Origin of the sequence: Microcoleus sp. D2_18a_D3, from assembly GCF_036702455.1 — a bacterium.
Taxonomy (GTDB): domain Bacteria; phylum Cyanobacteriota; class Cyanobacteriia; order Cyanobacteriales; family Microcoleaceae; genus Microcoleus.
The window spans coordinates 1-26,063 of record NZ_JAUBTK010000099.1; the positions used below are offsets into that span (position 1 = coordinate 1).

Below are 26,063 nucleotides of genomic sequence, written 5' to 3' on the forward strand. Positions count from 1 at the left end.
GTTAGGGCGACCAGACATTTTTATTGGCTCCTTTACTTCTTACATAAGTCTATCACATCTTTAAAAAAATGGTATTAGAGCGGTATTTTCGGTTTCCAGTTTAATTTTAAGTGCCTGTAACTTTTCTAGAAGATAAGGTTTTCGTTGATTATCGTCGTCACGTTGGTGGCGCAGTTGTAGATAGTTATTTTGCTGTTCTGATAGCTCATCCTTAATTATTGTAATCTCCTGAGATAGAGAGGCTAAACGAGCTTCCTCAAAAACCCCTTTTTCTAAATAATCCAGTGAATCTTTGAGCTGATTTTTAGCAAACTTTTCAATTTTTTCTCTTTTATTTCCGCCCTCTAAATAAAAGAGACGATCTCCTGCCTCCTGCTTCAGCTTTTCGATAACATTATCTACTGCTTTATTGTTGGTACTACTGACAATTGTTAAGTTATTAATGTCCTCACCTGTTTCAATCAACCGGAGTGCGCGTTTCACAACTTGCTGGGCAATTAAATGCACAATCAGAGTTGTTTTCCCAGAACCGGGTGGCCCTTGAACAGCAGTCATAGGTTGGGATTTTGCCTGCTTCAATACTTCTAATTGTGAGGTGGTCGGTGGATCGGTTGGAAAAGCACCGAAATAGGTATCTTCCTCTTCTGGCTGTGTCGGTTCACCAAATAAGTATTCATAGGCTGGATGACGTTGTTTCAACCAATATCTTGAGCTAGTCTTGATTTTTTCCAGATCTTTTTTGAGATTCTTAGAAAATCCATTTCCCTGAAACTCGAACAAGTATGGTTGTCGTTTAATATCTTTAATCTGGTATGAGTGAGGTAGAGCGACTACTTTTATCCAGGTTTCATAAGTTTCTTCAAAGTCTAAACCGAACTTACTATTGAGCAAGTGCCTAAGTCCGTCTTGAATTTTTAATTGCTCCCGTTCTTCGTCATCAAGTTTAAAAAACTGAGCTAAATTTTCTCCTGCCTCTGCCAATTTGAGGTCGTCGATGTTCCACCCTTCTGCTTGGTATCTTCCTTTAAGGATGGATGTCACATCCAAGCTAAATAGAGGACGAAGATAATATTTTTGTTTGTCTTCGTCTTGAGTACGAATTAGGGGAAATGACAAAGCCCACGCAGTCTCCTGTTGACCGGATTGTCCTGTGTTAACGTTTTTTTGAATTTCTAAAAAGGTAGTTTGCTCGATGAATACACGATTACCTTGTAGTTCTATACCGCGCAACTTAGCTGCATCTGGTGAAACGGCTGCTTTACTATAATCATCCAAAGCGATGTACTCTAACCAGGCGTTGAGAATTTTATCTACCTTGAGTGCTTTGTTCAATATTCCCTCCAGGATATTGTTTTTACCTTAACTGTTTTTTATAGCACAAGTATCACTTAGATGCTAGTGCAAGTCTGGTATGGTACTGCTGTGTGCAAATTTGTTGATGTCAAACATATCAATGTAGCCGTTGCTCTCATTTCTCCCAATCTTATCTACTCCTCTAGGTGCGATCGAGTTCTTGCAACCCTGACACCAGATTGCCCAGTTCCATGACGTAAGCACCCCTAATCTTCTTTGTGTTGCTAAAACTCACCTTGGCATCGCTAAATACAACTACTGGAGTGACCTTGGTTAACTTCTTAGCTTTTTTGATAGCTGTGACTTCTTTGGCAATCTGTGCCAGAAAGTCTTTCTCAAAATCTCTCAATTTCCCGTAAGATAGACGCTTGAGCACATCGCCCTCCAACAGAACTACGGTTGAGTGAGACTTCACATCAAGGATAAAATTGACTCCTTTAGGCGATCGCAGCCACACATCGATATCGCCTACTTGCGGCAATCTTAAATTGTACTCAGCTATCCATCCAGATTGGATTAGGGACTCCAAAACTTGCTGAATCTTTTCTTCACCACAGGCCCCTTGGTCAAATCTCTGAGACGACTTCCAAAACGTTTTCCCGTCCTCAATCAACGGAAGGGCGATTAATGCCGCTATCAAAAGAGCCGCGACCAAAAATAAAGGAGCAAAAGGTGCTACCGCGTATACCAGCAGTGGCAACAACACCAACCCTGTTGCGGCACCGTACCTGTATAAGGCTTTGGTACGAAGCTCTTTAGCATGGCGACGCAATGGTTTTCCAGCATCTTCGTTATATTGCGGCTGCATAAATGCACCTATGCACTGATAGTTAACAATGAGAAAAAGTCCAATTATTTTTCTTCCTAATGACTAATGACTAATGACTAATGACTAATAACTAATGACTAATGACTAATGACTAATGACTAATGACTAATGACTAATAACTAATGACTAATAACTAATGACTAATGACTAATGACAAAAAATTATGAGTCCCGAGTTTTGGATTCCAAGTTTATCAAAAAACTCAAACCTCAAAACTCAAGACTCAAAACTCTCTCAGCCTAAAAGCTGATCGATTCAGTTGATCGCCCGACACAAATAATTGCATCAGACAGGATCAATTAGCGGCGAGGAACCATCGTGGCAATATTGATATTAGCCAGAGGCACGCGCTGCGGTGGAGTAGCAGGCGTGGGCATACTGCGCGCCATACCCAAATAGTTCGACGGATCGCCAGCCTTCGCCTGCTGTTCTTGAGGAACAAAACGGCGGACACTTGTCTGCCAGATGATTTGCGGGAAGCCAAGCTGCGAACGGTGGTACTCACCGTAGCGGGGCGTCTTCAAGTTGAAAGGAGTGTCCCCTCCAACTCGCTGAGGCAAAATTCGGCGCTGTTGGTAAGGTACTGTGTCGTAGCCGAACTTTTCCAGGTACTCTTCGCTATTGACCAACTCGTCAATAAAGCCTTGAGGCCCCTTATTAGCTACCACGATCGACCAAGCAATCTTTTCGCGTTCGCTGTACACATCCCGGCCCAAAACGCGCTGCACGCACATTTCTACAAACCGGTAATTGCTGTTAGTTTGATAATTCCGCTCCAAGAAAGGAGAAGAAGTCGCCAAACCGCGAATAAAGTCCCGCACAGTAATTTGGCCGAACTTGAGTTGCGACTCCAAAGACTTTTGGCGGTTGCTCTTGAGGATTTGGTGTTCGCTGTAAATCTGGCGATATGCAGCCCAAATCAAATTTTCCATGTCTCCAGACGAGAGCACATTTTCAGTTGTGAAAATTCTCGGCTGCTCGTCGCCGCCTACTTCAAAACCAGCAACGCGCTGGTTTTGGCTCTTGGGGGCGTAGCTTAATAAAGGAAGCGCCACGTTAAAATCTCCGTTATCTCAAATTTCAGAAATAGTTGACACCGTGAGCTGCCAGCAAAACGGATACAACTAACCAACATACAGATTAGGGGATTCCCGCAATCTAAATCTGATTTTCCTGAATTTTTGCAACAATCTGTAACATTTGTTGACTGTTGTCAGTTGTCAGTTGTCAGTTGTCAGTTGACTGTTGGCAGTGGGCAGTGGGCAGTGGGCAGTCAACAGTCAGCAGTCAGCAGTCAACAGTCAACATCCAACAGCCAAATTACCAACCCAGAGCCGAATAAAACTCGCTGCCGGCCACTTGATCTCCTGCTGCTTCTGATGTTGCATCCGAGTCTGGTTGCACCCGAATTTCGGTACAAAAAGTCGATGTGCTGAAACCGCCAAAGCGTTTTACCGTACTCGTCCGCATCCGCACGTTCGGATTAGCAAACCAGAAACGCTCGATCGAACTCATCGTCTCGTATTCGGTAATCAGCAGCAGCCCATCCTCATCATCCATCTCAAAACGGCCAGCCACCGGCACAATTTCCGCATAGCCGCGTTCCCGCAACATCAACCCCTGCCGGGGATTTTCAGGATCGGGGACGATCGCGAACACCGTAGACCCTTTATGATTCTCATCATCCTTATCCCACGCCATCGAGCCGTGCCAGGTTACAAAAGCCCCCCCCGCAGCCCGGCTCGGATCGACTTCGTGCATCTTGCAAATATCGGCCACTCGCGCGTCATCCGCACCCAGGGCCGTTACCTGAATATTTGAATCCCCAATCTCCGCTTGACGAAAAGCGAGATGGTGAGTGCTGCGCTGAGAACGCCACTCCCCAGCACTGCTTTGAAAAAACTCCATTGCATCCATACGAACTAGCTCCTTTGGCTTATGCTTCCCGGTGTTGACGCCTTTTTATGATAGAGCTCCCCCCACTTAGATGTACTTTTGCTACACAAATTAGTCTCAAAATGTCTACTTTGGACATATTGTCAAGTGAATGTTATGATAGTTTACAATGTAGGAGACACAACAAATCCTGCGAAACGTCATTCCGATCAATTTCGCATTAATCTCAGCAAACTGGAGGAGCGATTTATGGATATGCCTACAACCAGCCTCAGCATGGAACAGCAGTTCAAACTTCAAGTGCTGCGCGAAGAAGTCAAAAGGTTAAGCCAAGACCAAGCTCAGGAATACTTGCTCGAAGTTATGCGGCAAAGTATGGTAAAAGAAAACCTGTTCAAGCATTGGATGAAGAATATGTGAACTCTTCGAGCATTTCTTCACAAAAATCAGCGGCTTGTATCTGCAAAAAGTGCGATCGAGCTTTTAATCATAAAATCCAGAATCCCGCTTTCTCCAAGAAAGCGGGATTCTAAATTGACAAAACTTTTACGCAGTTTTTTGTGTCGTTACCATACTCAGCAAATTAAATTCTTTTCATCCCTTAGAGAGGGACGAGAGTTTGTGTAGCCCGATTGTTTAAACTTGTCGGGGAATCAACCAAAACGGCCACTCACATAATCTAAAGTAGACTCTTCCTTCGGACTTTGGAAAATTACCTCAGTCTTATCACACTCCACAAGATAGCCAAACCGCTTCCCATCGTCAGAAAGTTTAGCATTGAAAAAAGCAGTCAGGTCAGAAACCCGAGAAGCCTGCTGCATATTGTGAGTAACGATCACAATCGTATACTTTTCCTTAAGTTCCCGCATCAACTCCTCAATCTTAATCGTAGAAATCGGGTCAAGAGAAGCGCAAGGTTCATCCATTAACACTACATCAGGATTAATCGCGATCGCCCTAGCAATACACAAACGCTGCTGCTGGCCACCGGAAAGAGAAAAACCGCTTTGCTTCAACTTATCCTTCACCTCATCCCACAAATAAGCTTGGCTGAGCGATTTTTCCACCAGCTCATCCATATCTCCCTTATAATTGTTCACCCTCGCACCGTAAGCAATATTGTCATAAATCGACTTCGGGAAAGGATTCGGCTTTTGAAACACCATCCCAATCTTGCGACGCACCGCCACAGCATCAATATCAGGATCGTAAAGATTTTGACCCTTGTAATCAATTCTACCCTCTAAACGAAAACCGTTAACTAAATCGTTGAGGCGGTTAAAACATCGCAGAATTGTACTTTTACCGCAGCCAGACGGTCCAATCAAGGCAGTAATGCGATTTTTAGGAATCTCCATTGAAACATTTTTAACCGCGTGAAAAGCGCCGTAAAAAATATTGATATTTTCTGTCCGTAAAACTGTTTCTGTTTGCTTGTCTAAATCCATCATCATACAGATAATACTCCAATCTAATTTTACAAATTACCGCTGAACAACGATCTCAATTCCGGTAGATTTCTTATAATATCTTGGCCGGGGCGGCTTTACTGGAACTCGGGTTTGTATTGAATATCTTGGCGAACCCGCCCCTACAATAATTATATTTATTTAACCGGAAATGATATGACAACTGACAACTGACAACTGACAACTGTCAACTGACTAATACACTTTTTTGTGAGTAGCCCAGCGAGAAAGAATACTCGTCAATAAAACCATAAGCACCAAAATCAAAGATGCAGCCCAAGCCAATTCTTTCTGTGCCTTAAAAGGAACCGTTGCAAAGTTGTACACCAAAACCGAAAGACTCGGAGTTGGTTTATCAAATCCTGCCGGCCAAAAAGGCGAATTCAGCGCCGTGAAAATCAAAGGAGCAGTTTCTCCAGCAGCGCGAGCAATTGCCAGCGTCACACCCGTTAAAATAGCCGGAATTGCCGCAGGCAAAACCACCTGCAAAACCGTTTGATAATTAGAAGCACCCACACCAACCGACGCCCATCTAATATCTTGCGGGACGATTTGTAGAGCTTCGTCAGTAGTCCGCACAATCGTCGGCAACATCAGCACGGCCAGCGCCGCGCCCCCTGCAATTGCCGAAAAACCTCCCATATTTACCACGAACAAACCGTAGGCAAATACCCCTGCAATAATCGAAGGAACGCCGCTGAGGACATTAGTAGCAAAGCGTACCCAGCGAGCGATTTGGCCGCTGCTGAATTCCGACAAATAAACTGCTGCCAATACACCAAAAGGAACAGCAATTAAAGAAGCAATTCCCACCGTCATCAATGTACCGAGAATTGCATTAGCAATACCGCCTCCCGATAGTCCGGGCGGCGGTGGCAGCTTGGTAAACAAGTCTAAATTCAGGCGATTGAAACCTTGTACGGTGACGTAGGAAAGAACTGCAAACAAAGGCAGCAGAGTGATAGCCAGACTAGCTCCAGCCAATACAGTCATCCCCAGACTAAACAGCGCTTGCGGGCTGTTTTTAACCTTCTTTAAACTGCCTGTTTTCGATACCAAAGGATTTTCATCGGAGACGCTATTTGACATAAACTAAAAATATGTAGGAAATGGCGGCAAACTTCTAGTTGTACTTCGCTCTTACTTGAGAAACAATCCACTCTGCCAAAATATTAACAATCAGTGTCATAATAAACAGAATTAGCCCAGTGTACATCAGAGCTGCTACTTGCAACCCGGAGGCTTCCGCAAACTGATTTGCCATCAGAGAAGCAATAGTATTTGCCGGAGCTAGCACAGAAAGACTTAACTGATTGGAATTGCCAATTAACAGAGTCGCAGCCATTGTTTCTCCCATCGCGCGACCGAGCCCAAGCATAATTCCGCCGACAATGCCGGAAAAAGCCGCCGGTACGAGTACCCTAAAAATCGTTGTCCACCGAGTAGCTCCCAAACCTAGAGATGCTTGTCGCAAATCGGGCGGGAGACTTGCCAAAGAGTCGCGGGAGATAGCAGTAATAATGGGCAAAGTCATGATTCCCAAAATTACTCCGGCTGGTAACATTCCCGGCCCAACTGGCGAGGTGCTAAAAATCGGCAGCCATCCGAAAGTGCCGTTGAGAAACTTGCCGAGAGTGGTAATCAGGGGAATCAATACAGCAATTCCCCACAAACCGTAGACTACGCTGGGAATGGCAGCTAAAAGTTCTACTAAAAAAACCAAAGCTGTGCGGACTGGCAGCGGCAAAAAATCTTCACTCAAGAAGATGGCAGTCCCTACTCCTAATGGTACAGCAATTAGGAGCGCGATCGCCGAACTGACGATCGTCCCGTAAATCATCGGCAGCGCACCGTACTCTTCTTTAACCGGATTCCAGCTACTGCCAAATAGAAATCCCAAACCGTACTCTTGAATCGCCGGTAAAGCCCTGTAACCAACGGTGAGGGCGATTACCAGCAAAATTACACCAACTCCTATTCCCAAAATCCGCGTCAGCCAGATAAAGCCTTGATCTAAGGATTTTTCTGCCCCAGAGCGCGATCGGCTCTGTGATGGAGCGCTGTTATTATCTGAAATCATAGAAAAAAAACCAAATATATAGTAGCGGAAAATAGCCTGTTTCGGAAAAAGCTAGAAGGAAGCAGAAAGAAAGACCATAAATAAAATCAAAGAGGGGCGGGTTTATTAATCCCCTGACTTTTCAACAAATATTTCTGGTAAAACCCGCCCCTACAGAAATATCTCTCTTTTTTTCTTCCTTCTTCCCTCTTTCTTCTTCCGTCTTCCTTCTTCCTTCTTCCCTCTTCCTTCTTCCTTCAATTACTATTTGGCAACCTCAATCTTGTAGTCTGGGCTGATGCCGTCAGCGGCTGCGGCTACTTTTTCTCTAACGTTTTGGGGTAGAGGAACGTAGCCCAATTCGGAACTCACTTTTTGACCTTCAGTTAAGCCGTATTCAACCATTGCCTCGATGGTTTTGGCTTTGTTGGGGTCAGCAACTGTTTTGGGGACGAGCATCCAAGTGTAGGTGACAATTGGATAGGATTGAGCGCCTTCGGGGTCTTCGATAAATGCTCGCAGGTTTTCCGGCAGCGGCACAGTCGCTAGAGCTTGAGAAGCTGACTCGTCGGTAGGTACTACAAATGTGCCTGCTTTGTTTTCCAAAGATGCAAATTTGAGATTGTTGTTTTTGGCATAGCCGTATTCTACGTAGCCGATGCTGCCAACGGTTTGCAGGAGTTGGGCTGTGACGCCTTCGTTGCCTTTTGCGCCTACGCCTACGGGCCACTGTACTGTTTTGCCGTCGCCTACTGCACTTTTCCAGTCGGGGCTGATGGCACTCAGGTGTTTGGTGAAGACGGCGGTGGTACCGCTACCGTCGGAACGGTGGACGATCGTGATGGCTTGGTCTGGCAATTTAGCGCCCGGGTTGGCCGCTGCAATTTTGGGATCGTTCCAGTTGGTAATTTTACCGGCGAAGATTTCTGAGTAAACGTCTCTCGGCAGTTTCAGTGGCTCGGTTAAGTCTGGGAGGTTGTAGCCCAGGACGATGCTGCCGGCTGTCATGGGCAGCAAGATCACGCCTTTGTCTGCTGGAACTTTGGCGATTTCGTCGTCTTTCATGCCGGTGTCGCTGGCCCCAAAGTCTACTGTGCCTTTGGTAAATTGTTCGACTCCGGCGCCGCTGCCTACTGATTGATAGTTAATTTGTACTTTGGGGTTGATTTTGTTGAAGTCTTGAAACCAACGCTGGTACAGGGGAGCGGGGAATGAGGCGCCGGCTGCGGTGATGGCTACGTCTGAGGCTAGGGCGAGTTTGGTGTTTTCCGCTGTGCCGGTGGCTGCAACGGGGGAAGCGCCGGGGGATGCTGCGGTGTCGCCGGGGCTGGGGCTGCTGCTCGTGTTTGGGCTGTCACTGCGGCAAGCTGCTACACTGAGGGCGATCGCCATTACGGTAATTGCTGTAGTCAGACGCTTTGGATTAATCAAGTTGAGACGAAAAAGCATAGGTATAAAAAATCTGCGATCGTTATATGGGTGTCCCGCATCAGCATAGCGCGCAAAAGTAAAGGTTAGGTTAAGAATCTTTACACTTAATGGCAATTTAATATTAATTAATATTATTAATGTTATATATGAGCTTGACAAGTGTCAACATATAAGGTATATGGCAGAAACCGAGCTACGGAAACAAGCAGTCGATCGCCCGATCGCGAAAAATTCCCTATTAAATTATCACAAGATCGAGGCTTGAGAATCAGAAAACAATACAATGGTGGTTATTTTGATAGTAGTGCTATTATTAAGAATTTAAAAGCTGCGGGCATTGAAGCTTGCATCTGACAAATACATTCTGAGGAATGCCGTTTGATGATATAGCAACCGCCCTGACGGTTAGGACGTTCTTAATTGCACAAACATAAACGGTCGATTGCAACTTCGGTCTTCCTTCTTTCTTCTGCTATAATGCCTGCTCCTATTGAATTAATCTGGGCTGTTATTGGTTTGCTCCTGACGATAGGAGGCACTTTTTTGCCTGCATCTGTCACAATTCCGATTGGGTTGTGGGACGATCGAGGACTTCAGGCGTACTCTTTAGGTGTTACCTATCAAATTGGAGCCGTTTTGCTAGTAGGCTGCATGGGGGGGAAAAATGCTGCGGCTCTCTCGCAAATTGCCTATTTGGCATTAGGATTAACTTTGTGGCCAGTTTTTTCTCAAGGCGGCGGCATCGGCTATCTCAAAGAAGCGAGTTTTGGGTATTTGCTGGGTTTTGTACCGGGTGCTTGGGTGTGCGGCTGGGTGGCTTTTAAGGTGGCTTCGCGGCTGGAATCTATGGCTTTTAGCTGTTTGTGCGGTTTGTTCACTGTTCACGCGATCGGCTTAATTTATCTAATTTTTACTTACTTGCTGCCTCCGGCAAAAACAACACCTTTATTCGATGAGATTCTTAAATATTCGGTTTATCCTCTGCCGGGACAATTGGCGGTAGTTTGTGCGATCGCAGTGCTGTCATTTACTTTGCGCCGCTTGATGTTTTATTGATTCCGAAGGAAGAGGGAAGTTCGGCAACGGATTATGTAACGGATGTAACGGATGTAACGGATGTAACGGATGTCAGGAAGAAGGAAGAAGGAAGAAGGCAGAAGGAAGAGAGAAGAAGGAAGAGGGAAGAAGGAAGAAGGCAGAAGGAAGGAGGAAGAGGGAAGGAGGAAGAGGTAACTGGTAATTGTGCAAAATAAGGTTATACTATAAATTGCCCAACGGGAGAGTCCTGTCGCTGCGGCTGGGATTGCTTTTATCCACTGCATTTTGCTCGCAATGACAAGTGAGATTGGAGTAAATTCTCTCATGTCCGATGCCCCATTTTCTATTGCTTAATTCATGCGTTTTAAAAGAAATCCCTTGTTCTGGGTTGCTGCTGTTATCAGTTTAGTTTTAGACCACCTGGCTAAGTTTTGGGTGGTGCAAAATTTTGAATTGACGGTTCCTCCGCAAACGCAGCCACTGTTACCTGGGGTGTTTCACTTCACTTATGTTGTTAATACCGGTGCGGCTTTTAGTCTGTTCAGCAATGGCGGGGCGATTTGGTTGCGCTGGCTGTCTTTGGCCGTTAGTGTCGGATTGATGGTACTAGCTTGGTTCGGGCCGCGAATTAACCGCTGGGAACAAGCTGGCTACGGTTTGATTTTGGGGGGAGCACTGGGGAATGGGATCGATAGATTTGTTTCGGGCCACGTTGTAGATTTTATCGATTTTCGGATCATTCGGTTCCCCGTATTTAATCTGGCGGATGTGTTTATTAATGCTGGGATTATCTGTTTGCTGATTGCAACTTTTCACAGTGCACCGCCGCCGAGAAGGCAAGACGATGGCGATTCTATTTCAGAGTAAATTTGAAGAAGCAAGAAGGAAGTTCGCCAACCGATTCGCTTTCTTCGGATGTAACGGATGTAACAGCTAACTAACTGTAGGGTGCGTCAGCGGGGAGATCCTTAGTTTGTGGTCGCCACATTCAACCCTGACGCACCCTACAATGACTTTGGAAATGGCTTAAAATGAGATAAGAACAGACCTATTGTTAAAACTAAATTTGCCCGTGAATCCTAATCCATTTGCTCAAGAACGCTTACTATTTGCCCCAGCAACCCCCGATGCTGATGCTATCCCGACTATTTTTGCTTTTCCCAACGAGTACACGGTGGGTATTACCAGTCTCGGCTATCAGATAGTGTGGGCCACTTTGGCTGTGCGATCGGATATTGAAGTCAGTCGTTTATTTACTGATATCCGCGAACAACTTCCCCGACATCCAGAATTATTGGGGTTTTCGCTTTCTTGGGAACTAGACTATGTAAATATTCTCAATTTATTGGAATCTCTAGAAATTCCGATTTGGGCGTCAAAACGAACTGATAATCATCCGATAGTATTCGGCGGGGGCCCGGTTTTTACTGCTAATCCAGAACCTTTTGCCGATTTTTTTGATGTGATTTTGCTGGGAGATGGCGAACATCTCATTGACAATTTTATTGATGCTTGTAAAGAAGTCCGTACCGCCGACAGACAAACTAAGTTGCGGCATTTAGCCCAAGTTCCGGGAGTTTACGTCCCCAGTTTGTACGAGGTAACTTATCTGGATGCAACTGAGGGGATTAAATCGATTCAGCCTGTCGATTCGGGAATTCCCAGTATGGTTGAAAAACAGACTTATCGCGGCAATACTTTATCTGCTTCCACTGTGGTGACAGAAAAAGCTGCTTGGGAAAATATTTACATGGTGGAAGTGGTTCGGAGTTGTCCAGAAATGTGCCGTTTTTGTTTGGCAAGTTATCTGACTTTGCCGTTTAGAACGGCGAGTTTGGAGGCTTCGCTAATTCCGGCGATCGATCGCGGTTTAGCTGTAACTAATCGTTTGGGTTTGTTAGGTGCTTCTGTCACTCAGCACCCGGAATTTGAAGCGTTGCTGGATCATTTGAATCATCCGAAATACGACGGCGTGCGGTTGAGTCTTGCTTCGGTAAGGACGAATACGGTGACAGTTAAATTGGCAGAAATATTGACCAACAGAGACAGCAAATCTGTGACAATTGCCGTGGAAAGCGGGAGCGATCGCCTCCGCAAAATCGTTAACAAAAAACTCACAAATGACGAAATTATTCAAGCTGCTATCAATGCTAAGGCTGGCGGCTTAAAGGGAATTAAACTTTACGGGATGGCGGGAATTCCCGGTGAAGAAATGGAGGATTTAGAGGAGACGGTGGCGATGATGCGGGCGATTAGAAAAGCTGTTCCCGGTTTGCGGTTGACTCTGGGATGCAGCACTTTTGTCCCGAAATCTCACACTCCTTTTCAGTGGTTTGGAGTGAATAAAGATGCGGAGAAGAGGCTGAAGTTTTTAGATAAAGAATTGCGGAAGTTAGGTTTAGAATTTAGACCTGAAAGCTATAACTGGTCTGTGATTCAGGGTTTGTTGTCAAAGGGCGATCGGCGGTTGTCTCGGCTGTTGGAATTAGTGCGGCATTACGGCGATACTTTGGGCAGTTATCGGCGGGCTTTTAAGGAGTTGCGGGGACAGTTGCCGGAGATGGATTTTTATGTTTTTCAAGAGTGGGAATTGGATCAGGTTTTGCCTTGGAGTCATTTAAAAGGGCCGCTACCGGAGGCGACTTTGAAGAAGCATTTGGCTGAGGCGACGAGTCATTTTAGGACGAAGGATTTGCAGTTGACGACTTAGGAAATAGGGGGATGCAAAAGATTGAAACTAACGGTTGCTGTTTGTACTGATACAGAGGATAATACTGCAAATGCTGAAACGCGAGCGCAATTAACTGTCTAGCCCAACGATACAATGCCTAATTTTAAATATTCGTCGCTGATTAATGCCACCGTTGAAGCAGTCTGGAACTTTCACGAAAGGCCGGATATTCTGCAACTTTTGACTCCGCCTTGGCAACCGATTCAAGATAAGATGAGGAGCGACATACTATAATACAATTATGGCAGAAGTCCAACCCAGGGAAATTCAGCGTTATGTTGCCTCAGACGGTCAAGTGCCGTTTGATAACTGGTATGATTCGCTCCGAGATAGCAAAATTTCAACAATTATTGATAAAAGACTTAACCGAGTTATTTTGGGGAATTTGGGAGATTGTCAATCAGTTGGAAATGGAGTCTTTGAATTAAGGATAGACTATGGCCCTGGTTTCCGAATCTATTTTGGGCAAGTAGGAACAACAATTATACTTCTTCTGTGCGGAGGAGATAAAAGCACTCAAGACCGAGACATTCGCCAAGCAATAGAATACTGGACAAATTATAGGAGTTAAAAAATGCCTAAAAGTTTACCGTATCATGACTTTTTGATGGCGCGGCTAAAAGACCCCAGTTATGCGGCTATCTATCTCGAAACTCATTTTGAATTAGATGAAGGCGAAGAACCTGACGAAGCATTACTCAGACTTGCTCTCAGCAATGTAGCAGAAGCTCTAGGTCAACCAAAAATGACTCCTGAACAATATGAATTGCACTTGAAAAAACTGGATAAATTGCTGTCGCAGCAAGGAAGTGATGCGATTTATAATCTGGGAACTTGGCTGAATGCTTTGGGATTGAAACTAACAGTTGCTGTTTGTACTGATACAGAGGATAATACTGCCAATGCTGAAAGGCGATCGCAAATAACTGTTTAACTTAATCTAGAAAATGCCCAATTTTAAATATTCATCCCTAATTAATGCCACCGTTGAAGCAGTCTGGAACTTTCACGAAAGGCCCGACATTCTGCAACTTTTGACTCCGCCTTGGCAACCGGTGAAAATTATTCGCCGCGAAGGGGGACTCGATGTGGGTGCTGTATCAGAATTTCGTTTGTTATTGGGGCCGATTCCTGTAAAATGGGTGGCGACTCACACTGAGTGCGAACAATACCGCTTGTTTGTTGATGAACAAACTGAGGGGCCGATGGCACGTTGGGTTCACCGACACGAGTTTACCTCAGAAAATGGCAAGACTAGATTGACAGATGCGATCGCATTTTCGATACCGGGCGGCCCGATTGTCGATTTGTTGTTAGGTTGGTGGGTGGAAATGCGGTTAACAGATATGTTTCGCTACCGCCACGAAGTCACAAAAAGAGAGTGCGAGAAAGATGCAAACAACGGCTGAATATTACTGTGCTTTCTGCGGCGAACCGAGTACAACTTTTGTTGATATCAGCGGTGGTATGGAACAATCTTATATCGAAGATTGTCAAGTTTGCTGTCGCCCGAATGTTCTGTATGTCAGAATAGATGAAGATACCCTGGATATAGAAATAGATACTGACTATCAAGAATAAGTGACTATCAAAATGTATGAATTGCCTTTGATGCTGACTTGGTAGAATTCATAAATCTTGAAGATGCTGCTTCTACGAAAGCCTGAAAAATTCGAGAGTTAAACGAACAGTTTGGCGACATTTCCGGATGCCATTGAATTGCTATCATCCAAGGGTGAGAGCAGTGTTCCATTGCTTCTACCAAAGTGTCAGGTGCATTGGCTACAATTCGCCAATCGGATGTTACCTTCCGCACTGCTTGATGATGCCAGGAAACAACTGTTGTTGAAGTTTTTCCCATAATTTTTGCTAGCCGACTGGTTGGCTCAATTTCAATGGTATGCTCGATCGCGCGCGGGGGAATTCCCGATCCGTGATTAACCTCGTCTCCGTAAGCATCCGGTACGTGAATCACCAAACTGCCGCCGCTGGCTACGTTCAACATTTGCATTCCCCGGCAAATCCCCAACACAGGTATCTCAGCCTTCAAAGCTAGCTTTGCTAAGTTTAATTCAAAATTGTCGCGTTCTGCATTAACCGAGTAAACAGTGCGATCGACATAACCGCCATACAGTTCTGGGTTAATATCTCCCCCCCCGGAAAAAATCAAACCATCTACTGCATCCAAAATACTAGCCGGATCTAATTGATGGGGCGGCAGTAAAATCGGAATGCCACCAGCCGCCTGAACTGCATCAATATAAGTTCCATTTAAGCGATATTCGCCTGCTGGACAGCGGTTGTATGTTGTGATGCCAACGATAGGAAATTTTTTCATTTGCTAGAGATTGGGAGATAATTATTTAGATTAATACTCAGATTGTGTACTATTTGTAATTAGTCTTTTATGGGCGGACTCGAAGCCCACCCACAATAAAACTTACTTACTTATTGTGGAACAGTCATCTTGCCTGTTCTTGTCTGATTTATTGTGATTGATTCCTACATTAAACTGAGAATTACCGGCACTGCTGTCTAATTTGTAACAGTTTCAGTATTAGTTTCCGGCAGCGGTTTGCGCGTACACAGATAAGCCAGCGGCCCGAACAGTGGCACTAATGTTACTGCCCAAAATGCTGTAGAGTTCTGCATTCCTCGGCGCGCCATATCGTCTCCTAATAAGGCAGGAAATAGTAGGCAAAGCATACAAAAATCTAAACTCATTACATGGATAAAGCGGCTAGTCTGCCACTGCTGAATAAAATCAGACCAATCGCCGTTTGTCAAGCCAAAGGCAACTAAACCAACCGCAGCTAATGTTAAGAAAATTCCAGTAAAACGGGAGTCTAATATCTTTAAAAAGATATTTTTATGACCGGGAAATTCTGGATTCGGTTCGCGCAGGGCTAAATAAGGCAGCAAGGAAAAAGCGCCGACGCCAAAGGATAAAGTGGCAAATAACCATGCAGGTATTTTCTGGCCCCTGCCGTCAGCAAATAAGACGCAACTGTAGATGAGCGGCCAGACTCCCATGAGGTTGAATAACGCTACAATTAAAGGGTTGATGTCTGCTATTTTGCCTGTGGAAATATTGGTAATTAGTGTGATGGTTTTTTCGGGGCTGTCGGGTGGTGCAAATACAAAGGCGTAGGTGATAAATGCAATCCAAAGCAGCCCAAATCCAATTTTTCTGAACATAGTTAGTTTTTCTTACTTCTGATATTACTATAGCAAGCTTAAAGGGTTTTTCAATAAGACTTTTTTTATTTACCGCAGAGGACGCAGAGGACACAGAGGAAGAGAGGAGAATATCTGAATGTCTTGCTATTTGGTATTGCGGGTTTTGGGCAGATTGCTAAATTTTTGCATAAATTGGCGATCGATCCAATCTTTCCAGTACCACAGCAGCGCCGATTCCCACATCAAAGATCCGCGAGAGGCGATCGCCCTTTTATTCCCAGTACCAATTAAGCCTAAGTATTGTTCTTGCGGTACAAAGGGTTTCAGCGGTTTGCCCAATAAAAACTGCTGCAAATTTTCAAACAGCGGTTTGCCCTGACGCACGGCAAACACGCCTGCTTTGGGACGAGGATAATTAACCATCGCAGCTATATCGCCCGCCCCAAATACGTTGGGGTGAGAGACGGATTGCAGGCAATCGTTGACTTGCATAAAGCCGTTTGAGTCTGCTGCTAAACCGGATTCTCTTATCCAATTGGCTGCCGATGCTTGTGTCACCCAAAAAATGCGATCGCACTCTAATTCTAAACCGGATTTACAGGAAATTTGGTAATTGGTAGGGAATTGAGGATTGGTTTCTTTCTCACTCTTTTTTACAACACAGACTTTTTCCTTTAAATGCAATTGAATGCCGCGACTGATGAGAATTTCTTGAAGGCGTCGGCGCACCCGCTGATTGTGTCCCTGCATCAATTCAGCACCGCTATGAAACAAATGAATTTCTGATGATAAATTTTCTAAATTTTCTTCCCTCTTCCTTCTTCCCTCTTCCTTCTTCCCTCTTCCTTCTTCCTGACATCCGTTACATCCGTTACATCCGTTACATCCGTTACAGAATCCGTTGCCGAACTTCCCTCTTCCTTCTTCCTTCTTCCCTCTTCCTTCTTCCTTCCCCAATCGAAACTGCATATTTAATGCTAATTCTACGCCGCCTGCACCGCCGCCCACAATGGCAATTCGCAGCGGTTTTTCGGGATGGTTTTGCCTTTCGGAAATTAACTGATTCCAGCTAGCTAAAAACTCCGGTACGGGTTTAGCTGCAATTGCATATTCTGCGGCACCCGGTACAGATAAAGTCGCGGGAGTGCTGCCAATATCCACAGAAAGCACATCAAAATTAACCGGAGGGCGAGTTTGACAAATAACTAAGTTTTTGTTAAAGTCGATCGCGATCGCCCGATCGATCAATATTTGACACCCGGCAAATTCCGCGAGCGATCGCAAATCGATGTGACATTCATCATAATCGTAAAACCCGGCAACGTGCCCCGGCAGCATCCCCGAATAAGGCGCGTGCAGCACGTCGCTAATCAGAGTCAAACGCACTCCCGGCAGCGGTTTGATGCCGAACATTTTTAATACAATAGCATGACTGTGACCGCCACCAATTAACACTAAATCTTTCACAATTACAGAGGTTCGATCGAAATGTTCCAGCACCGATATTGTACAGCACTCGCACTCCTTGGGCCGCACTCTCCGGTAAGGATAGCTGGCAGTGCGTAATTAATGATTTCCCAGCAGTTAGACAGAATGCTGTCACTTATCCTCTGTCTCAGAGATTATACTTAGCTCAGTTGCGATCGCATAACATCAATCCACCCATTGCACTTAACCGATTTCACATTTAGCGCCAATGGTTGTAGACTGTAGAGCGAGCAAATTTTATCACCAAATTATGCCGGGGTGTGTTTCAATAGCTAACTCACCATTCAAAACTATGACATTACGCATCATTCCGCGCAGTTGGCAGCGATCGATTAAAACTCTTTTCCCGCTTCTGTTTGCCCTCTCATTCATTATAGTATTGCTGGCGAACAACTTCATTCCGGCGATCGCCCAGCAACCCCGCCAGGAAATTCGCGGCGTTTGGATGACGACAAACGACAAAGACATCCTCAGAGATCGTCGCAAACTAGGAGATGCTGTCAGCAAACTAAAACGGTTAAATTTCAACACAATCTATCCCGTTGTCTGGAATTCTGGCTATGCAATGTATCCCAGCGATGTAGCGCAGCAAAAAGACATTCAACCCTTTATTTACAGAGGGTTAGAGGGACAGGATATGATCGGAGATTTGATCGATCAAGCTCACCGCCAAGGCCTGCTAGTAATTCCTTGGTTTGAGTTTGGTTTCATGGCTCCTCCCACCTCAGAATTAGCCTTAAATCATCCCGATTGGCTGACACAAAAACAGGATAGCAGCCAAACATCAATCGGTGCAGGTGGCGAAGTAGTTTGGCTCAATCCCTTTCATCCAGAAGTGCAGCAATTCATTACCCAACTCGTACTAGAAATCACCACTAAATATAACGCAGACGGCATTCAATTTGACGATCACATGAGTTTGCCGTCTGAATTTGGATACGATGACTACACAGTTGCTTTGTATACCAAAGAAACAAAACAACCTCCGCCAAAAGATTTTCAAAATCCAGCATGGGTGCGGTGGCGAGCCAATAAAATTACCGCTTTTATGTCGCAGCTAAATCAAGCCGTCAAAGCAGTCAAACCCAATGCTATTTTCTCAATTTCTCCCAATTATTACGATTTTGCTTACAAACATCACCTGCAAGATTGGCTGGCTTGGGTGCGTTTGGATATTGCCGACGAGCTAATCGTGCAAGTGTACCGTCCCAATTTAGAATCATTTGTGGACAAGATTAACCGTCCGGAAATGCAAGAAGCACAGCAAAAAATTCCCACCGGAGTTGGGATTATGACAGGTTTGAGAAATAACCCCGTACCGATTCAGCAAATTAAATCTCAGGTGCAAGCAGTCCAAGGATACGGCTTAGGCGTCGCTTTCTTCTACTACGAAAGCTTGTGGGAATATGCGCCAGAACCCCTCGCAGTTCGACTTTCTCAATTTAGCGATTTCTTCCCGTCTTCTGCATTCCGAACAGCACTACAAATACCCAGACGCGCGGCGACTTTCCCTCCGCCTGCGCCACCCAAACCAGACCCCAAAGCTAAGCCAGAGCAACCTACCAAAAACAGCACACCTTCGCCCTCGCCAACCACGTAAAAGAATTAAAGAGTCATCAGTCATTGGTAATTTTGTAGGGTGTGCTATTAGTCCGACAGTCCGACAGGGGTTTAAACCCCTGTCTCATAGTTGAAGTCGTCTAAAGATGACTGTAGCAATTTTATCAAAGCTGTTTTTCTATAGAGTTAGCGCAGAATATATGTGTAACTCGACTTTTCAAAATTTAGATTACTATTTGAGTCGGTTTTAACCGACTTATGCTATTAAACAGGGACTTGAGTCCCTGGCGGCCCGTGGCAGAATGAAACAGCTCTGCTTGGGGCTAGGGGATACCGAGTTATGTTCCTATACAATATCCGTATTACCAACAACTCCCATCAATAAAAATGCACACAAAGCAAACAATTTTACTGCCAAAAATGGGCTGCGGCACTTGGGCCTGGGGCAACAGATTGCTCTGGGGCTACAATGAAAGTATGGACGATGAATTGCAAGCCGTTTTCAATCTTTGTGTTAGTAACGGCGTCACTTTATTCGATACCGGTGACTCTTACGGAACTGGCAAATTAAACGGACGCAGCGAACAGCTTTTGGGGCAGTTTTCTCAACAATATCAAGGTGCAAATAAAGACAGTATTTGTATTGCGACAAAACTGGCTGCTTATCCTTGGAGACTGACGCGACAATCAATGATATCTGCTTGCAAAGCCTCTGCTGCGCGCCTCGGAAAAAATGTAGATTTGGTGCAAATGCACTGGTCTACAGCCAATTATGCTCCTTGGCAAGAGGGGGCTCTTTTAGATGGTTTGGCTGACCTTTACGAGCAAGGATTGGTTAAGGGAGTGGGCTTGTCTAATTACGGGCCGAAACGGCTGAAATGGGTGCATAGGAAATTTAGCGATCGCCAAATTCCTATTGTTACTTTACAAGTGCAATATTCGCTACTTTCTACCTATCCGGTGACAGAACTCGGATTGAAAGATGTTTGCGATGAATTGGGGATAAAATTGATTGCTTACAGTCCTCTAGCCTTGGGTTTGCTGACGGGTAAATACTCGGAAAATGGCTCTCTTCCTAAAGGTATTCGAGGTTTGGCGTGCAAGCAGCTACTTCCGGGAATGCGATCGCTTTTGGAGTGTTTGCGAGAAATAGCGGCATTCAGAAACAAGAGTGTTTCGCAGGTAGCAATCAACTGGTGCATCTGCAAAGAAACTATTCCGATTCCGGGGGCGAAATCTGCGGCACAGGCGAGGGATAATATTGGTGCTTTGGGCTGGGAGTTAGACTCCGGGGAGATTGCCGAATTGGATAAGGAGGCGGCAAGTGTAGATAAAAAAATGGTGCAGAATATCTTTCAAACTCGGTAAAAAGACTCTCGCGCGGGGTGGGGCCGGGTTTATTTAAGCTGTCTGCATTCTTTAAATCTTTTGGTGAACCCGCCCCCACCGGATGACAAAATCTTTCATTGATTCACGCAAAAATTTTCCACGCAGCGCACAAACATTTCTACACCCATCCCCAACGCAGTTTCATCAAAATCAAAACGCGGGTGATGGTGCGGGTAAGCCAAGTTTTTCTCTGGATTTGCCGAACCCAAAAAGAAATAACAACCGGGGACTTCTTGCAAAAAGAAGGACATATCCTCGCCGCCCATTGTTTGACATTCCGGCACTATTCCCGCAGGAGTTTCGACAACTGATTCTGCCACGCCGCGCACCAATTCAGCTATTCTCGAATCATTAATAACTGGCGGATAAAGCGAACAATAATCTAATTGGTAATTGGCCCCGTGACTCTGACAAATTCCGGCAATTACTTGCTCGATTCGCTGGGCAAAATAACCTTGATATGCTGGATTGAAATAGCGCACCGTGCCACCGATTTGAGCGGTGTCGGCAATGACGTTGTGGGTGTGGCCTGCGTGGAATTTGCCGACAGTTACTACCGCTGAGTCGATCGGGTCAATGTTCCGCGCGACAATTGCCTGCAAAGCGCTGACAATTTGGGCTGTAACTACGATCGAGTCCACAGTCTGATGTGGCATTGCGCCGTGTCCACCTTTGCCAAAAATCGTGCAGTCAAAAACTTCGACAGCCGCCATCAGCGCGCCGCTGCGGACGCCTACAGTACCCAAAGGTAGATTGTTCCACAAATGCAAGCCGACGATCGCATCAACATCAGGATTCTTCAAAACACCCGCTTCAATCATCGGTTTTGCGCCCCCTGGCCCTTCTTCAGCGGGCTGAAAGATAAATTTTACCTTACCCGAAAAGCTGTGTTTGTGCTTAGCCAGATAACAGACTGTACCGAGGGCGATCGCAGTGTGACCGTCGTGGCCGCAAGCGTGCATAATTCCATCATGCTGCGAGCGATAATCCACCTCATTTTCCTCTTGAATAGGCAAAGCATCCATATCAGCTCGAATTGCCAAAACCCGCCCCGGTTTGCCGCTGTCTATAGTTGCGACTATACCAGTTTTAGCAATATTAGTTTCATGATCTATTCCCCATTCCTGCAACTTTTGGGAGATAAACTGCGCCGTTAAATTTTCATCAAAACTCAACTCGGGTTTTTGGTGCAAAAGACGACGCCATTCGACTAGCTGAGGCTGCAAATTTCTAATCTCCAGCCGCCACTGAGATAAATCGACAGAGGTTAAATTCGGTAAAGTAGAAACCATGTTTTATTCTCCTTTTGTTTTGATGATGTTTTAGATTTAATCAATTGATAAATGGTAATCACTAATTATAGCAACCATGAAGAATTTGTGAAACTCTCTTTTCTCTTTCTCTGCGCTCTCTGCGGTCTCTGCGGTTAAAATAAAATCTTCTTCAATCCTATCCCAGTTGTGCCGGAGATTTTTTTTAAATGAACCGCAGAGGGCGCAGAGTACGCAGAGGAAGAGAAGAATGAGAAAGAGAGGTGTTGAGAATAGGGTTATTTAGAAGTCTGAGGAATTAAATTAACCCCTGGCAGTAACTGTTCTAAATCTAAATCTGAAGCAATTTTAGCTAATTTAGCAAGGTCAGTCGGGTCATCTAAATGCGGCAAAATACCCAACACAGGTATTTGAGTCAGAGACTGGATCAAATCAAGGGGCGCTAAATCGGCAATTTCTTGTTCAGAATAAGCTTTAACGCAATTGAGCACAATACCTGTGAGCTTAAAACCAGTGTGTCTGGCGAGAGCAACATTTGCCACAGCTTGCCCGATCGCCCCCAACCTCACAGGTACTACCAAAACCCCTCTCAGCCGCCAATCCCTGGCAATATCGGCCACAGTGAGTTCCCGCGTTACAGGCGATCCCAGCCCTCCCAAAGCTTCCACCAACACAAAATCCTTGCGTTCAGAGAGGCTTTGCCACGCCGTCCAGACCTTTTCGAGTTCGATACGTCTCCCCTCCCGTTCCGCAGCAATTGGCGGTGCTAGAGGCGCATCAAAGTGCAGCGGATTGAGTTCTTCGGGGGATTGGTCGAGGGAAAACAAACGGGTGTAAAGTTCGCGATCGCCCGTTCCCGTTTGCATGAGTTTCAGAAGTCCCAAACTGCGATCGGGAAAATACATTTGCCAATAAGCAGCCAGAGCGCTGGTCAAAACAGTTTTGCCCGCGTCGGTATCAGTTCCAGTAATTAGCAGCGAGTTCATTGGCAAAAAGCTAACAAATAATTGGCCTCAACCTCAGTCTAGGGGAATTTTGCCAGAAGTTTAGAGTTCCGGCGATGGTGCGGGAGTTGGCGCAGGTTCCGGTTCCGGCGCGGGTTCCGGCGGGGGTTCCGGCGACGGTGCAGGAGTTGGGGCAGGTTCCGGCGATGGTGCGGGTGTTGGGGCAGGTTCCGGCGATGGTGCGGGTGCGGGTGTTGGTGCGGGTGTTGGTGCGGGTGCGGGTGTTGGTGCGGGTGTTGGTGCGGGTGCGGGCGTTGGTTTGGGTGCGGGTGTTGGTGCGGGCGTTGGTTTGGGTGCGGGTGTTGGTTTGGGCGCGGGAGTCGGCGCTGGCGTCGGTTTTGGTATCGGAGTTGGCGCTGGGCTTGGTTCTGGGCTTTGTTCTGGCAAAGGTTCTGGGCTTGGTTCTGGTAAAGGTTCTGGGCTTGGTTCCGGCAAAGGTTCTGGGCTTGGTTCCGGCAAAGGTTCTGGGCTCGGTTCCGGCAAAGGTTCTGGGCTTGGTTCCGGCAAAGGTTCTGGGCTTGGTTCTGGTAAAGGTTCGGGGCTTGGGGTTGGCAAAGGTTGCGGGGTTGGGGTTGGCAAAGGTAGCGGGTTTGGTATCGGAGTTAGTGTCGGCGTGGGACTTGTAAGTGCTGGCGGTGTTGGAGTGGGTTTGGGCCGCGAATTGTTGAGAAATGAGCCGACTAAAGCCCAGGAACCAAAGCCCGTCAAGATTACTAAGCCGGCCAGCAGTCCGATCGCAGCGATGGGATTGTCCCAAAAAGTGTCGCCAGCAGGCTCAATTAAAGGGTCTGGCTGGTTTGGCGGGGGGGAACTCGGGGCGGCTGGCTCTGGCGGTCTGCCCACGGCCACCGTTGCTATTAGCGAAGGGTTTGTCTGCACTACTGCTGGCGGCGCGGGCGGTACAGTTGGCTGGCTAGGTTTAGGATTAGTTTGGGCGTCGAGTGCTTGGGCGACTTCGCTGACAGATTGATATCGATCGCCCGGAGACCGGCTCAACATCCGATTCAGCACCAAAGCCAAACCCGTGCTCACCTGCGCTTGCTGCTGCCAATTCCACTGCAGCGTTGTTTGATCGAGCAATTCCTGCGGTTCTTTGCCTGTCAGCAGGACGATCGCCGTTACGGCTAAAGCGTAGAGGTCGCTGCTGGCTGTTGCCCGCCCGCTTTGCAACTGTTCCATCGGCGCGTAGCCGATTTTACCGACAGTTGTCGCGTGGGCTGTTCCTTCGGGAGACTGGACTTTGGTGGCAAGTTCCTTCACCACTCCAAAGTCAATCAGCACCGGCAACTTGTCGTTTTCACGGAGGATGATATTTTCTGGGGAGATGTCGCGGTGGATGATGCCGCGGGCGTGGATGTGAGCGAGTACCGGCAGCATTTGCCGGATAAATACCAAGACTTCGGCTTCGGTGAAGGTGCGGCCATTTGAAGTTCGATCGAGCAACAGTTCGCGGTAAGTCATTCCTTCCACGTAATCCTGCACTAAAAACAAACGCTGGTTCTCTTCAAATATTGCCCGAAACTGGGGAATTTGTGGGTGCCCAATTTGGTAAAGTATTGCCGCCTCTCTTTGAAACAATTCCTTCGATTTTTCCAAAACATAAGGCCCGCTTTGCACCGGAATCAATTCCTTCAGGGCGCAGCGTTCTTGAAACCGTCCCAAATCTTCTACTAAATAAGTCCGGCCAAATCCTCCTTGACCTAAAATATTCACCAAGCGGTAGCGGTTTTGTAGGAGAGTTCCAATAGCAATAGGTGGCTGCATAAGTTTAAGTTGAAACTGTTAAAAAATAGACGATCGCTCACAGACTTAGTAATGCTAGGTCTTTAATGCTCTTGAGCAGACTTCACTCTCTGTAGTCCCCAGTCCCGACCAAAGTTAGTATTTTACATTTTTTTGACATTCTTGGACGCAAGGATGCTCAGAAACCGGGTTTTTTCACGAAAATACACAGCTTGCAACCCGCATATCCGCTCGAAAACCCGGTTTCTGCGTCAATATCTCAAGGGAGAAATGCACGATTTTTCGTAGAAACCGGGTTTTTTGGCCTTCTAATAAATTGTCGCCCCTCGACCTAAGCCATACATCTCTTTGACACTCTCCGTCTATCAAGTCCGGAGATTCTTAATTCAGCGACTGACCTTTAGGCACCATATCCCTTGCAGGCAATTCTCAAACCTTTCAACCGTGAAAAAACACCAATTGACGAGTCTGACTTACAGCAACCCCAGAGGGTCTATCTCCAAAAGCGTACTAGGATACGACCTAGAGTTCGGGCGTGCCCCGCCCTACTGGATTGATTGAACCGAATTAGGGATTTTCTGGTCTTGAGAATGCGTTGACTCTCTAGCTGTGTTTTACAAGGTTTTCGCTACCCTTCTTTGTGCTTTTAAAGAGCTTTCAGGTTCGAGGGTGCCGACTAAAAGCCGCTTCACAACCGCCCACCTTGTGGATTTCAACCATCTCTATTTTAATCCAAAGCCGTGCTAGAAGCACGGGGTTTTAGACCCATTTTTTCGATAAAGCTGGAAATTATTTATGCGAGATGTCAACTGTCAACTGCCAACTGCCAACTGCCAACTGTCAACTGTCAACTGTCAACTGTCAACTGCCAACTGTCAACTGCCAACTGTCAACTGTCAACTGTCAACTGTTAAGCTTTGCTTTCACCATGTCTTGAATTCTGTTACCGTCTGCTTTGCCCTTAAGCTGCTGCATTGCCTTGCCCATCACCTTGCCCATATCTTTTGCAGAAGTAGCGCCAACCGAGGCAATCACTTCGTCAACGACTTGACTCACCTCTTCGTCTGACATCTGGGGTGGCAAATACTCTTCAACAATTGCTAACTCCGCCTCCTCTTGTGCCACTAAATCTTCGCGGCCACCTTTGCGGTATTGTTCGATCGAATCCCGGCGCTGTTTGGCTATTTGCATCAAAATTTCCATTTCTTGAGCTTCTGTCAGCGTGTCTTGGCCGGAAGGACGAAGGCTGACTTCTTTTTCGAGAATAAATTTCTTGATGCCACGAACTGTTTCCAAGCGAACTTTGTCCTTGGACTTCATGGCTGCTTTGATTTCTTCGTCAATGCGTTCTTTTAAGCTCATCGATTTCTACCTTGCTTTGCCCGATATCAAAAATCTGGAGTATGCTCCGATTCTTAACTTTTTTTACAGTATTTTTCCAGTTTATTGCCTGTTGGTGGCTTTTTTATCGCATTGAACCCGGATGCCTTCGGCCTTCGACGGAATTTTGGGCCGCTAGACTTCCAGCCTCAGCCCCAAATTGACTCACCAGAAAACGAGCGAGAAGCCCCTGGCTTTAGACATGGGGAGGAAAGCGGCTGCGACTTCAGTCGCCTGGAATC

28 protein-coding genes and 1 pseudogene are annotated in these 26,063 nt (G+C 46.1%); 14 read left to right on the top strand and 15 right to left on the bottom strand.

Translation table 11 applies throughout. The annotated features are described in order from the left end of the window. Positions 1–60: 60 nt before the first annotated feature. The 4 genes from QUB06_RS29775 to QUB06_RS29790 all read right to left on the bottom strand — a co-directional run bounded on the left by QUB06_RS29775 (position 61) and on the right by QUB06_RS29790 (position 4,099). Entirely contained in the window at positions 61–1,332 is a 1,272-nt protein-coding gene (locus QUB06_RS29775; protein WP_333438340.1) for an AAA domain-containing protein, read from the bottom strand. A 163-nt stretch (positions 1,333–1,495) separates the two neighbouring features. Further along, a complete protein-coding gene (locus tag QUB06_RS29780) occupies positions 1,496–2,161 on the bottom strand; it encodes an NERD domain-containing protein (protein WP_333438341.1) in 666 nt (221 codons plus the stop codon). A gap of 320 nt (positions 2,162–2,481) precedes the next feature. Further along, positions 2,482–3,237: a phycobilisome rod-core linker polypeptide gene (locus QUB06_RS29785; RefSeq protein ID WP_333438342.1), complete on the bottom strand. Its 756-nt coding sequence runs from the start codon at positions 3,235–3,237 to the stop codon at positions 2,482–2,484. 265 nt (positions 3,238–3,502) lie between these two features. After that, positions 3,503–4,099: a phycobiliprotein lyase gene (locus tag QUB06_RS29790; protein WP_333438343.1), complete on the bottom strand. Its 597-nt coding sequence runs from the start codon at positions 4,097–4,099 to the stop codon at positions 3,503–3,505. A 228-nt stretch (positions 4,100–4,327) separates the two neighbouring features. On the opposite strand from QUB06_RS29790, the gene QUB06_RS29795 reads away from it, so the two are divergent. After that, entirely contained in the window at positions 4,328–4,498 is a 171-nt protein-coding gene (locus tag QUB06_RS29795) for an NblA/ycf18 family protein (RefSeq protein WP_190657595.1), read from the top strand. Between the two features lie 233 nt (positions 4,499–4,731). Here the strand turns inward: QUB06_RS29795 and pstB are convergent, their stop codons facing one another. The 4 genes from pstB to pstS form a co-directional block, all read right to left on the bottom strand. After that, a complete protein-coding gene (gene pstB, locus QUB06_RS29800; RefSeq protein ID WP_333438344.1) occupies positions 4,732–5,532 on the bottom strand; it encodes a phosphate ABC transporter ATP-binding protein PstB in 801 nt (266 codons plus the stop codon). 210 nt (positions 5,533–5,742) lie between these two features. After that, a complete protein-coding gene (gene pstA, locus QUB06_RS29805; RefSeq protein ID WP_333438345.1) occupies positions 5,743–6,636 on the bottom strand; it encodes a phosphate ABC transporter permease PstA in 894 nt (297 codons plus the stop codon). 34 nt (positions 6,637–6,670) lie between these two features. Continuing rightward, a complete protein-coding gene (gene pstC / locus QUB06_RS29810) occupies positions 6,671–7,627 on the bottom strand; it encodes a phosphate ABC transporter permease subunit PstC (protein WP_333139487.1) in 957 nt (318 codons plus the stop codon). Positions 7,628–7,870: 243 nt separating this feature from the next. Next, the gene (pstS, locus tag QUB06_RS29815; protein WP_333438346.1) at positions 7,871–9,055 is read right to left on the bottom strand and encodes a phosphate ABC transporter substrate-binding protein PstS; all 1,185 of its coding nucleotides are present in this window, start codon (positions 9,053–9,055) and stop codon (positions 7,871–7,873) included. Positions 9,056–9,196: 141 nt separating this feature from the next. On the opposite strand from pstS, the gene QUB06_RS29820 reads away from it, so the two are divergent. The 10 genes and pseudogenes from QUB06_RS29820 to QUB06_RS29865 all read left to right on the top strand — a co-directional run bounded on the left by QUB06_RS29820 (position 9,197) and on the right by QUB06_RS29865 (position 14,387). Continuing rightward, the gene (locus QUB06_RS29820) at positions 9,197–9,391 is read left to right on the top strand and encodes a hypothetical protein (protein ID WP_333438347.1); all 195 of its coding nucleotides are present in this window, start codon (positions 9,197–9,199) and stop codon (positions 9,389–9,391) included. 123 nt (positions 9,392–9,514) lie between these two features. Beyond that, on the top strand, positions 9,515–10,093 hold the full coding sequence (locus tag QUB06_RS29825; protein ID WP_333139483.1) for a biotin transporter BioY: 579 nt from the start codon (positions 9,515–9,517) through the stop codon (positions 10,091–10,093). Next, positions 10,090–10,290, top strand: coding sequence for a hypothetical protein (locus QUB06_RS29830; protein ID WP_333438348.1), 201 nt, complete (start codon positions 10,090–10,092; stop codon positions 10,288–10,290). Before QUB06_RS29825 ends, QUB06_RS29830 begins: the two co-directional genes overlap by 4 nt. A gap of 142 nt (positions 10,291–10,432) precedes the next feature. Continuing rightward, on the top strand, positions 10,433–10,942 hold the full coding sequence (lspA, locus tag QUB06_RS29835; RefSeq protein ID WP_333438349.1) for a signal peptidase II: 510 nt from the start codon (positions 10,433–10,435) through the stop codon (positions 10,940–10,942). Positions 10,943–11,147: 205 nt separating this feature from the next. Continuing rightward, entirely contained in the window at positions 11,148–12,785 is a 1,638-nt protein-coding gene (locus QUB06_RS29840) for a radical SAM protein (RefSeq protein ID WP_333438350.1), read from the top strand. A gap of 114 nt (positions 12,786–12,899) precedes the next feature. Beyond that, positions 12,900–13,013, top strand: a pseudogene (locus QUB06_RS29845) (SRPBCC family protein); the annotation flags it as partial. A gap of 34 nt (positions 13,014–13,047) precedes the next feature. Then, positions 13,048–13,377 (top strand): type II toxin-antitoxin system RelE/ParE family toxin, encoded by a 330-nt coding sequence (locus QUB06_RS29850; protein WP_333438351.1) that lies wholly within the window; start codon positions 13,048–13,050, stop codon positions 13,375–13,377. 3 nt (positions 13,378–13,380) lie between these two features. Continuing rightward, positions 13,381–13,740, top strand: a complete 360-nt coding sequence (locus QUB06_RS29855) for a transcriptional regulator (protein WP_333438352.1) — start codon at positions 13,381–13,383, stop codon at positions 13,738–13,740. 13 nt (positions 13,741–13,753) lie between these two features. After that, positions 13,754–14,215 carry an SRPBCC family protein gene (locus QUB06_RS29860; RefSeq protein ID WP_333438353.1) on the top strand — a complete coding sequence of 154 codons (462 nt, stop codon included), beginning with the start codon at positions 13,754–13,756 and terminating at the stop codon, positions 14,213–14,215. Further along, the gene (locus QUB06_RS29865) at positions 14,199–14,387 is read left to right on the top strand and encodes a CPXCG motif-containing cysteine-rich protein (protein ID WP_006635525.1); all 189 of its coding nucleotides are present in this window, start codon (positions 14,199–14,201) and stop codon (positions 14,385–14,387) included. The genes QUB06_RS29860 and QUB06_RS29865 overlap by 17 nt, the downstream gene beginning before the upstream one ends. A 7-nt stretch (positions 14,388–14,394) precedes the next feature. On the opposite strand, the gene QUB06_RS29870 is transcribed toward QUB06_RS29865, so the two are convergent. The 3 genes from QUB06_RS29870 to QUB06_RS29880 form a co-directional block, all read right to left on the bottom strand. Further along, positions 14,395–15,144, bottom strand: coding sequence for a gamma-glutamyl-gamma-aminobutyrate hydrolase family protein (locus QUB06_RS29870; RefSeq protein ID WP_333438354.1), 750 nt, complete (start codon positions 15,142–15,144; stop codon positions 14,395–14,397). 197 nt (positions 15,145–15,341) lie between these two features. Continuing rightward, positions 15,342–16,004 (bottom strand): DUF2834 domain-containing protein, encoded by a 663-nt coding sequence (locus QUB06_RS29875; protein WP_333438355.1) that lies wholly within the window; start codon positions 16,002–16,004, stop codon positions 15,342–15,344. 126 nt (positions 16,005–16,130) lie between these two features. After that, positions 16,131–17,453, bottom strand: a complete 1,323-nt coding sequence (locus QUB06_RS29880; protein ID WP_333438356.1) for an FAD-dependent oxidoreductase — start codon at positions 17,451–17,453, stop codon at positions 16,131–16,133. Positions 17,454–17,491: 38 nt separating this feature from the next. Between QUB06_RS29880 and QUB06_RS29885 the strand changes: the two genes are divergently transcribed. The 3 genes from QUB06_RS29885 (at position 17,492) to QUB06_RS29895 (ending at position 20,402) form a co-directional block, all read left to right on the top strand. Next, the gene (locus tag QUB06_RS29885; protein ID WP_333438357.1) at positions 17,492–17,677 is read left to right on the top strand and encodes a hypothetical protein; all 186 of its coding nucleotides are present in this window, start codon (positions 17,492–17,494) and stop codon (positions 17,675–17,677) included. A 5-nt stretch (positions 17,678–17,682) separates the two neighbouring features. Then, a complete protein-coding gene (locus tag QUB06_RS29890) occupies positions 17,683–19,074 on the top strand; it encodes a glycoside hydrolase family 10 protein (RefSeq protein WP_333438358.1) in 1,392 nt (463 codons plus the stop codon). A gap of 347 nt (positions 19,075–19,421) precedes the next feature. Next, on the top strand, positions 19,422–20,402 hold the full coding sequence (locus QUB06_RS29895; RefSeq protein WP_333438359.1) for an aldo/keto reductase: 981 nt from the start codon (positions 19,422–19,424) through the stop codon (positions 20,400–20,402). Positions 20,403–20,497: 95 nt separating this feature from the next. Here QUB06_RS29895 and QUB06_RS29900 read toward each other — a convergent pair whose 3' ends face one another. From QUB06_RS29900 to QUB06_RS29915, 4 genes are all read right to left on the bottom strand, one after another. Further along, positions 20,498–21,715 (bottom strand): M20 family metallopeptidase, encoded by a 1,218-nt coding sequence (locus QUB06_RS29900; protein ID WP_333438360.1) that lies wholly within the window; start codon positions 21,713–21,715, stop codon positions 20,498–20,500. A gap of 257 nt (positions 21,716–21,972) precedes the next feature. After that, entirely contained in the window at positions 21,973–22,680 is a 708-nt protein-coding gene (gene bioD / locus QUB06_RS29905) for a dethiobiotin synthase (RefSeq protein ID WP_333438361.1), read from the bottom strand. Between the two features lie 60 nt (positions 22,681–22,740). Continuing rightward, positions 22,741–24,462: a serine/threonine-protein kinase gene (locus tag QUB06_RS29910; RefSeq protein ID WP_333438362.1), complete on the bottom strand. Its 1,722-nt coding sequence runs from the start codon at positions 24,460–24,462 to the stop codon at positions 22,741–22,743. Positions 24,463–25,344: 882 nt separating this feature from the next. Then, the gene (locus QUB06_RS29915) at positions 25,345–25,803 is read right to left on the bottom strand and encodes a GatB/YqeY domain-containing protein (protein WP_333438363.1); all 459 of its coding nucleotides are present in this window, start codon (positions 25,801–25,803) and stop codon (positions 25,345–25,347) included. Positions 25,804–26,063: the final 260 nt, after the last annotated feature.

What these genes read in the sequence shown, in the direction of transcription:
- QUB06_RS29780 (WP_333438341.1), bottom strand. Translation starts at nt 2,161, where the DNA reads ATGCAGCCGCAATATAACGAAGATGCTGGAAAACCATTGCGTCGCCAT.
- QUB06_RS29790 (WP_333438343.1), bottom strand. Translation starts at nt 4,099, where the DNA reads ATGGATGCAATGGAGTTTTTTCAAAGCAGTGCTGGGGAGTGGCGTTCT.
- QUB06_RS29795 (WP_190657595.1), top strand. Translation starts at nt 4,328, where the DNA reads ATGGATATGCCTACAACCAGCCTCAGCATGGAACAGCAGTTCAAACTT.
- pstB (WP_333438344.1), bottom strand. Translation starts at nt 5,532, where the DNA reads ATGATGATGGATTTAGACAAGCAAACAGAAACAGTTTTACGGACAGAA.
- pstA (WP_333438345.1), bottom strand. Translation starts at nt 6,636, where the DNA reads ATGTCAAATAGCGTCTCCGATGAAAATCCTTTGGTATCGAAAACAGGC.
- pstC (WP_333139487.1), bottom strand. Translation starts at nt 7,627, where the DNA reads ATGATTTCAGATAATAACAGCGCTCCATCACAGAGCCGATCGCGCTCT.
- pstS (WP_333438346.1), bottom strand. Translation starts at nt 9,055, where the DNA reads ATGCTTTTTCGTCTCAACTTGATTAATCCAAAGCGTCTGACTACAGCA.
- QUB06_RS29825 (WP_333139483.1), top strand. Translation starts at nt 9,515, where the DNA reads ATGCCTGCTCCTATTGAATTAATCTGGGCTGTTATTGGTTTGCTCCTG.
- lspA (WP_333438349.1), top strand. Translation starts at nt 10,433, where the DNA reads ATGCGTTTTAAAAGAAATCCCTTGTTCTGGGTTGCTGCTGTTATCAGT.
- QUB06_RS29850 (WP_333438351.1), top strand. Translation starts at nt 13,048, where the DNA reads ATGGCAGAAGTCCAACCCAGGGAAATTCAGCGTTATGTTGCCTCAGAC.
- QUB06_RS29855 (WP_333438352.1), top strand. Translation starts at nt 13,381, where the DNA reads ATGCCTAAAAGTTTACCGTATCATGACTTTTTGATGGCGCGGCTAAAA.
- QUB06_RS29860 (WP_333438353.1), top strand. Translation starts at nt 13,754, where the DNA reads ATGCCCAATTTTAAATATTCATCCCTAATTAATGCCACCGTTGAAGCA.
- QUB06_RS29865 (WP_006635525.1), top strand. Translation starts at nt 14,199, where the DNA reads ATGCAAACAACGGCTGAATATTACTGTGCTTTCTGCGGCGAACCGAGT.
- QUB06_RS29870 (WP_333438354.1), bottom strand. Translation starts at nt 15,144, where the DNA reads ATGAAAAAATTTCCTATCGTTGGCATCACAACATACAACCGCTGTCCA.
- QUB06_RS29875 (WP_333438355.1), bottom strand. Translation starts at nt 16,004, where the DNA reads ATGTTCAGAAAAATTGGATTTGGGCTGCTTTGGATTGCATTTATCACC.
- QUB06_RS29890 (WP_333438358.1), top strand. Translation starts at nt 17,683, where the DNA reads ATGGTTGTAGACTGTAGAGCGAGCAAATTTTATCACCAAATTATGCCG.
- QUB06_RS29895 (WP_333438359.1), top strand. Translation starts at nt 19,422, where the DNA reads ATGCACACAAAGCAAACAATTTTACTGCCAAAAATGGGCTGCGGCACT.
- QUB06_RS29900 (WP_333438360.1), bottom strand. Translation starts at nt 21,715, where the DNA reads ATGGTTTCTACTTTACCGAATTTAACCTCTGTCGATTTATCTCAGTGG.
- bioD (WP_333438361.1), bottom strand. Translation starts at nt 22,680, where the DNA reads ATGAACTCGCTGCTAATTACTGGAACTGATACCGACGCGGGCAAAACT.
- QUB06_RS29910 (WP_333438362.1), bottom strand. Translation starts at nt 24,462, where the DNA reads ATGCAGCCACCTATTGCTATTGGAACTCTCCTACAAAACCGCTACCGC.
- QUB06_RS29915 (WP_333438363.1), bottom strand. Translation starts at nt 25,803, where the DNA reads ATGAGCTTAAAAGAACGCATTGACGAAGAAATCAAAGCAGCCATGAAG.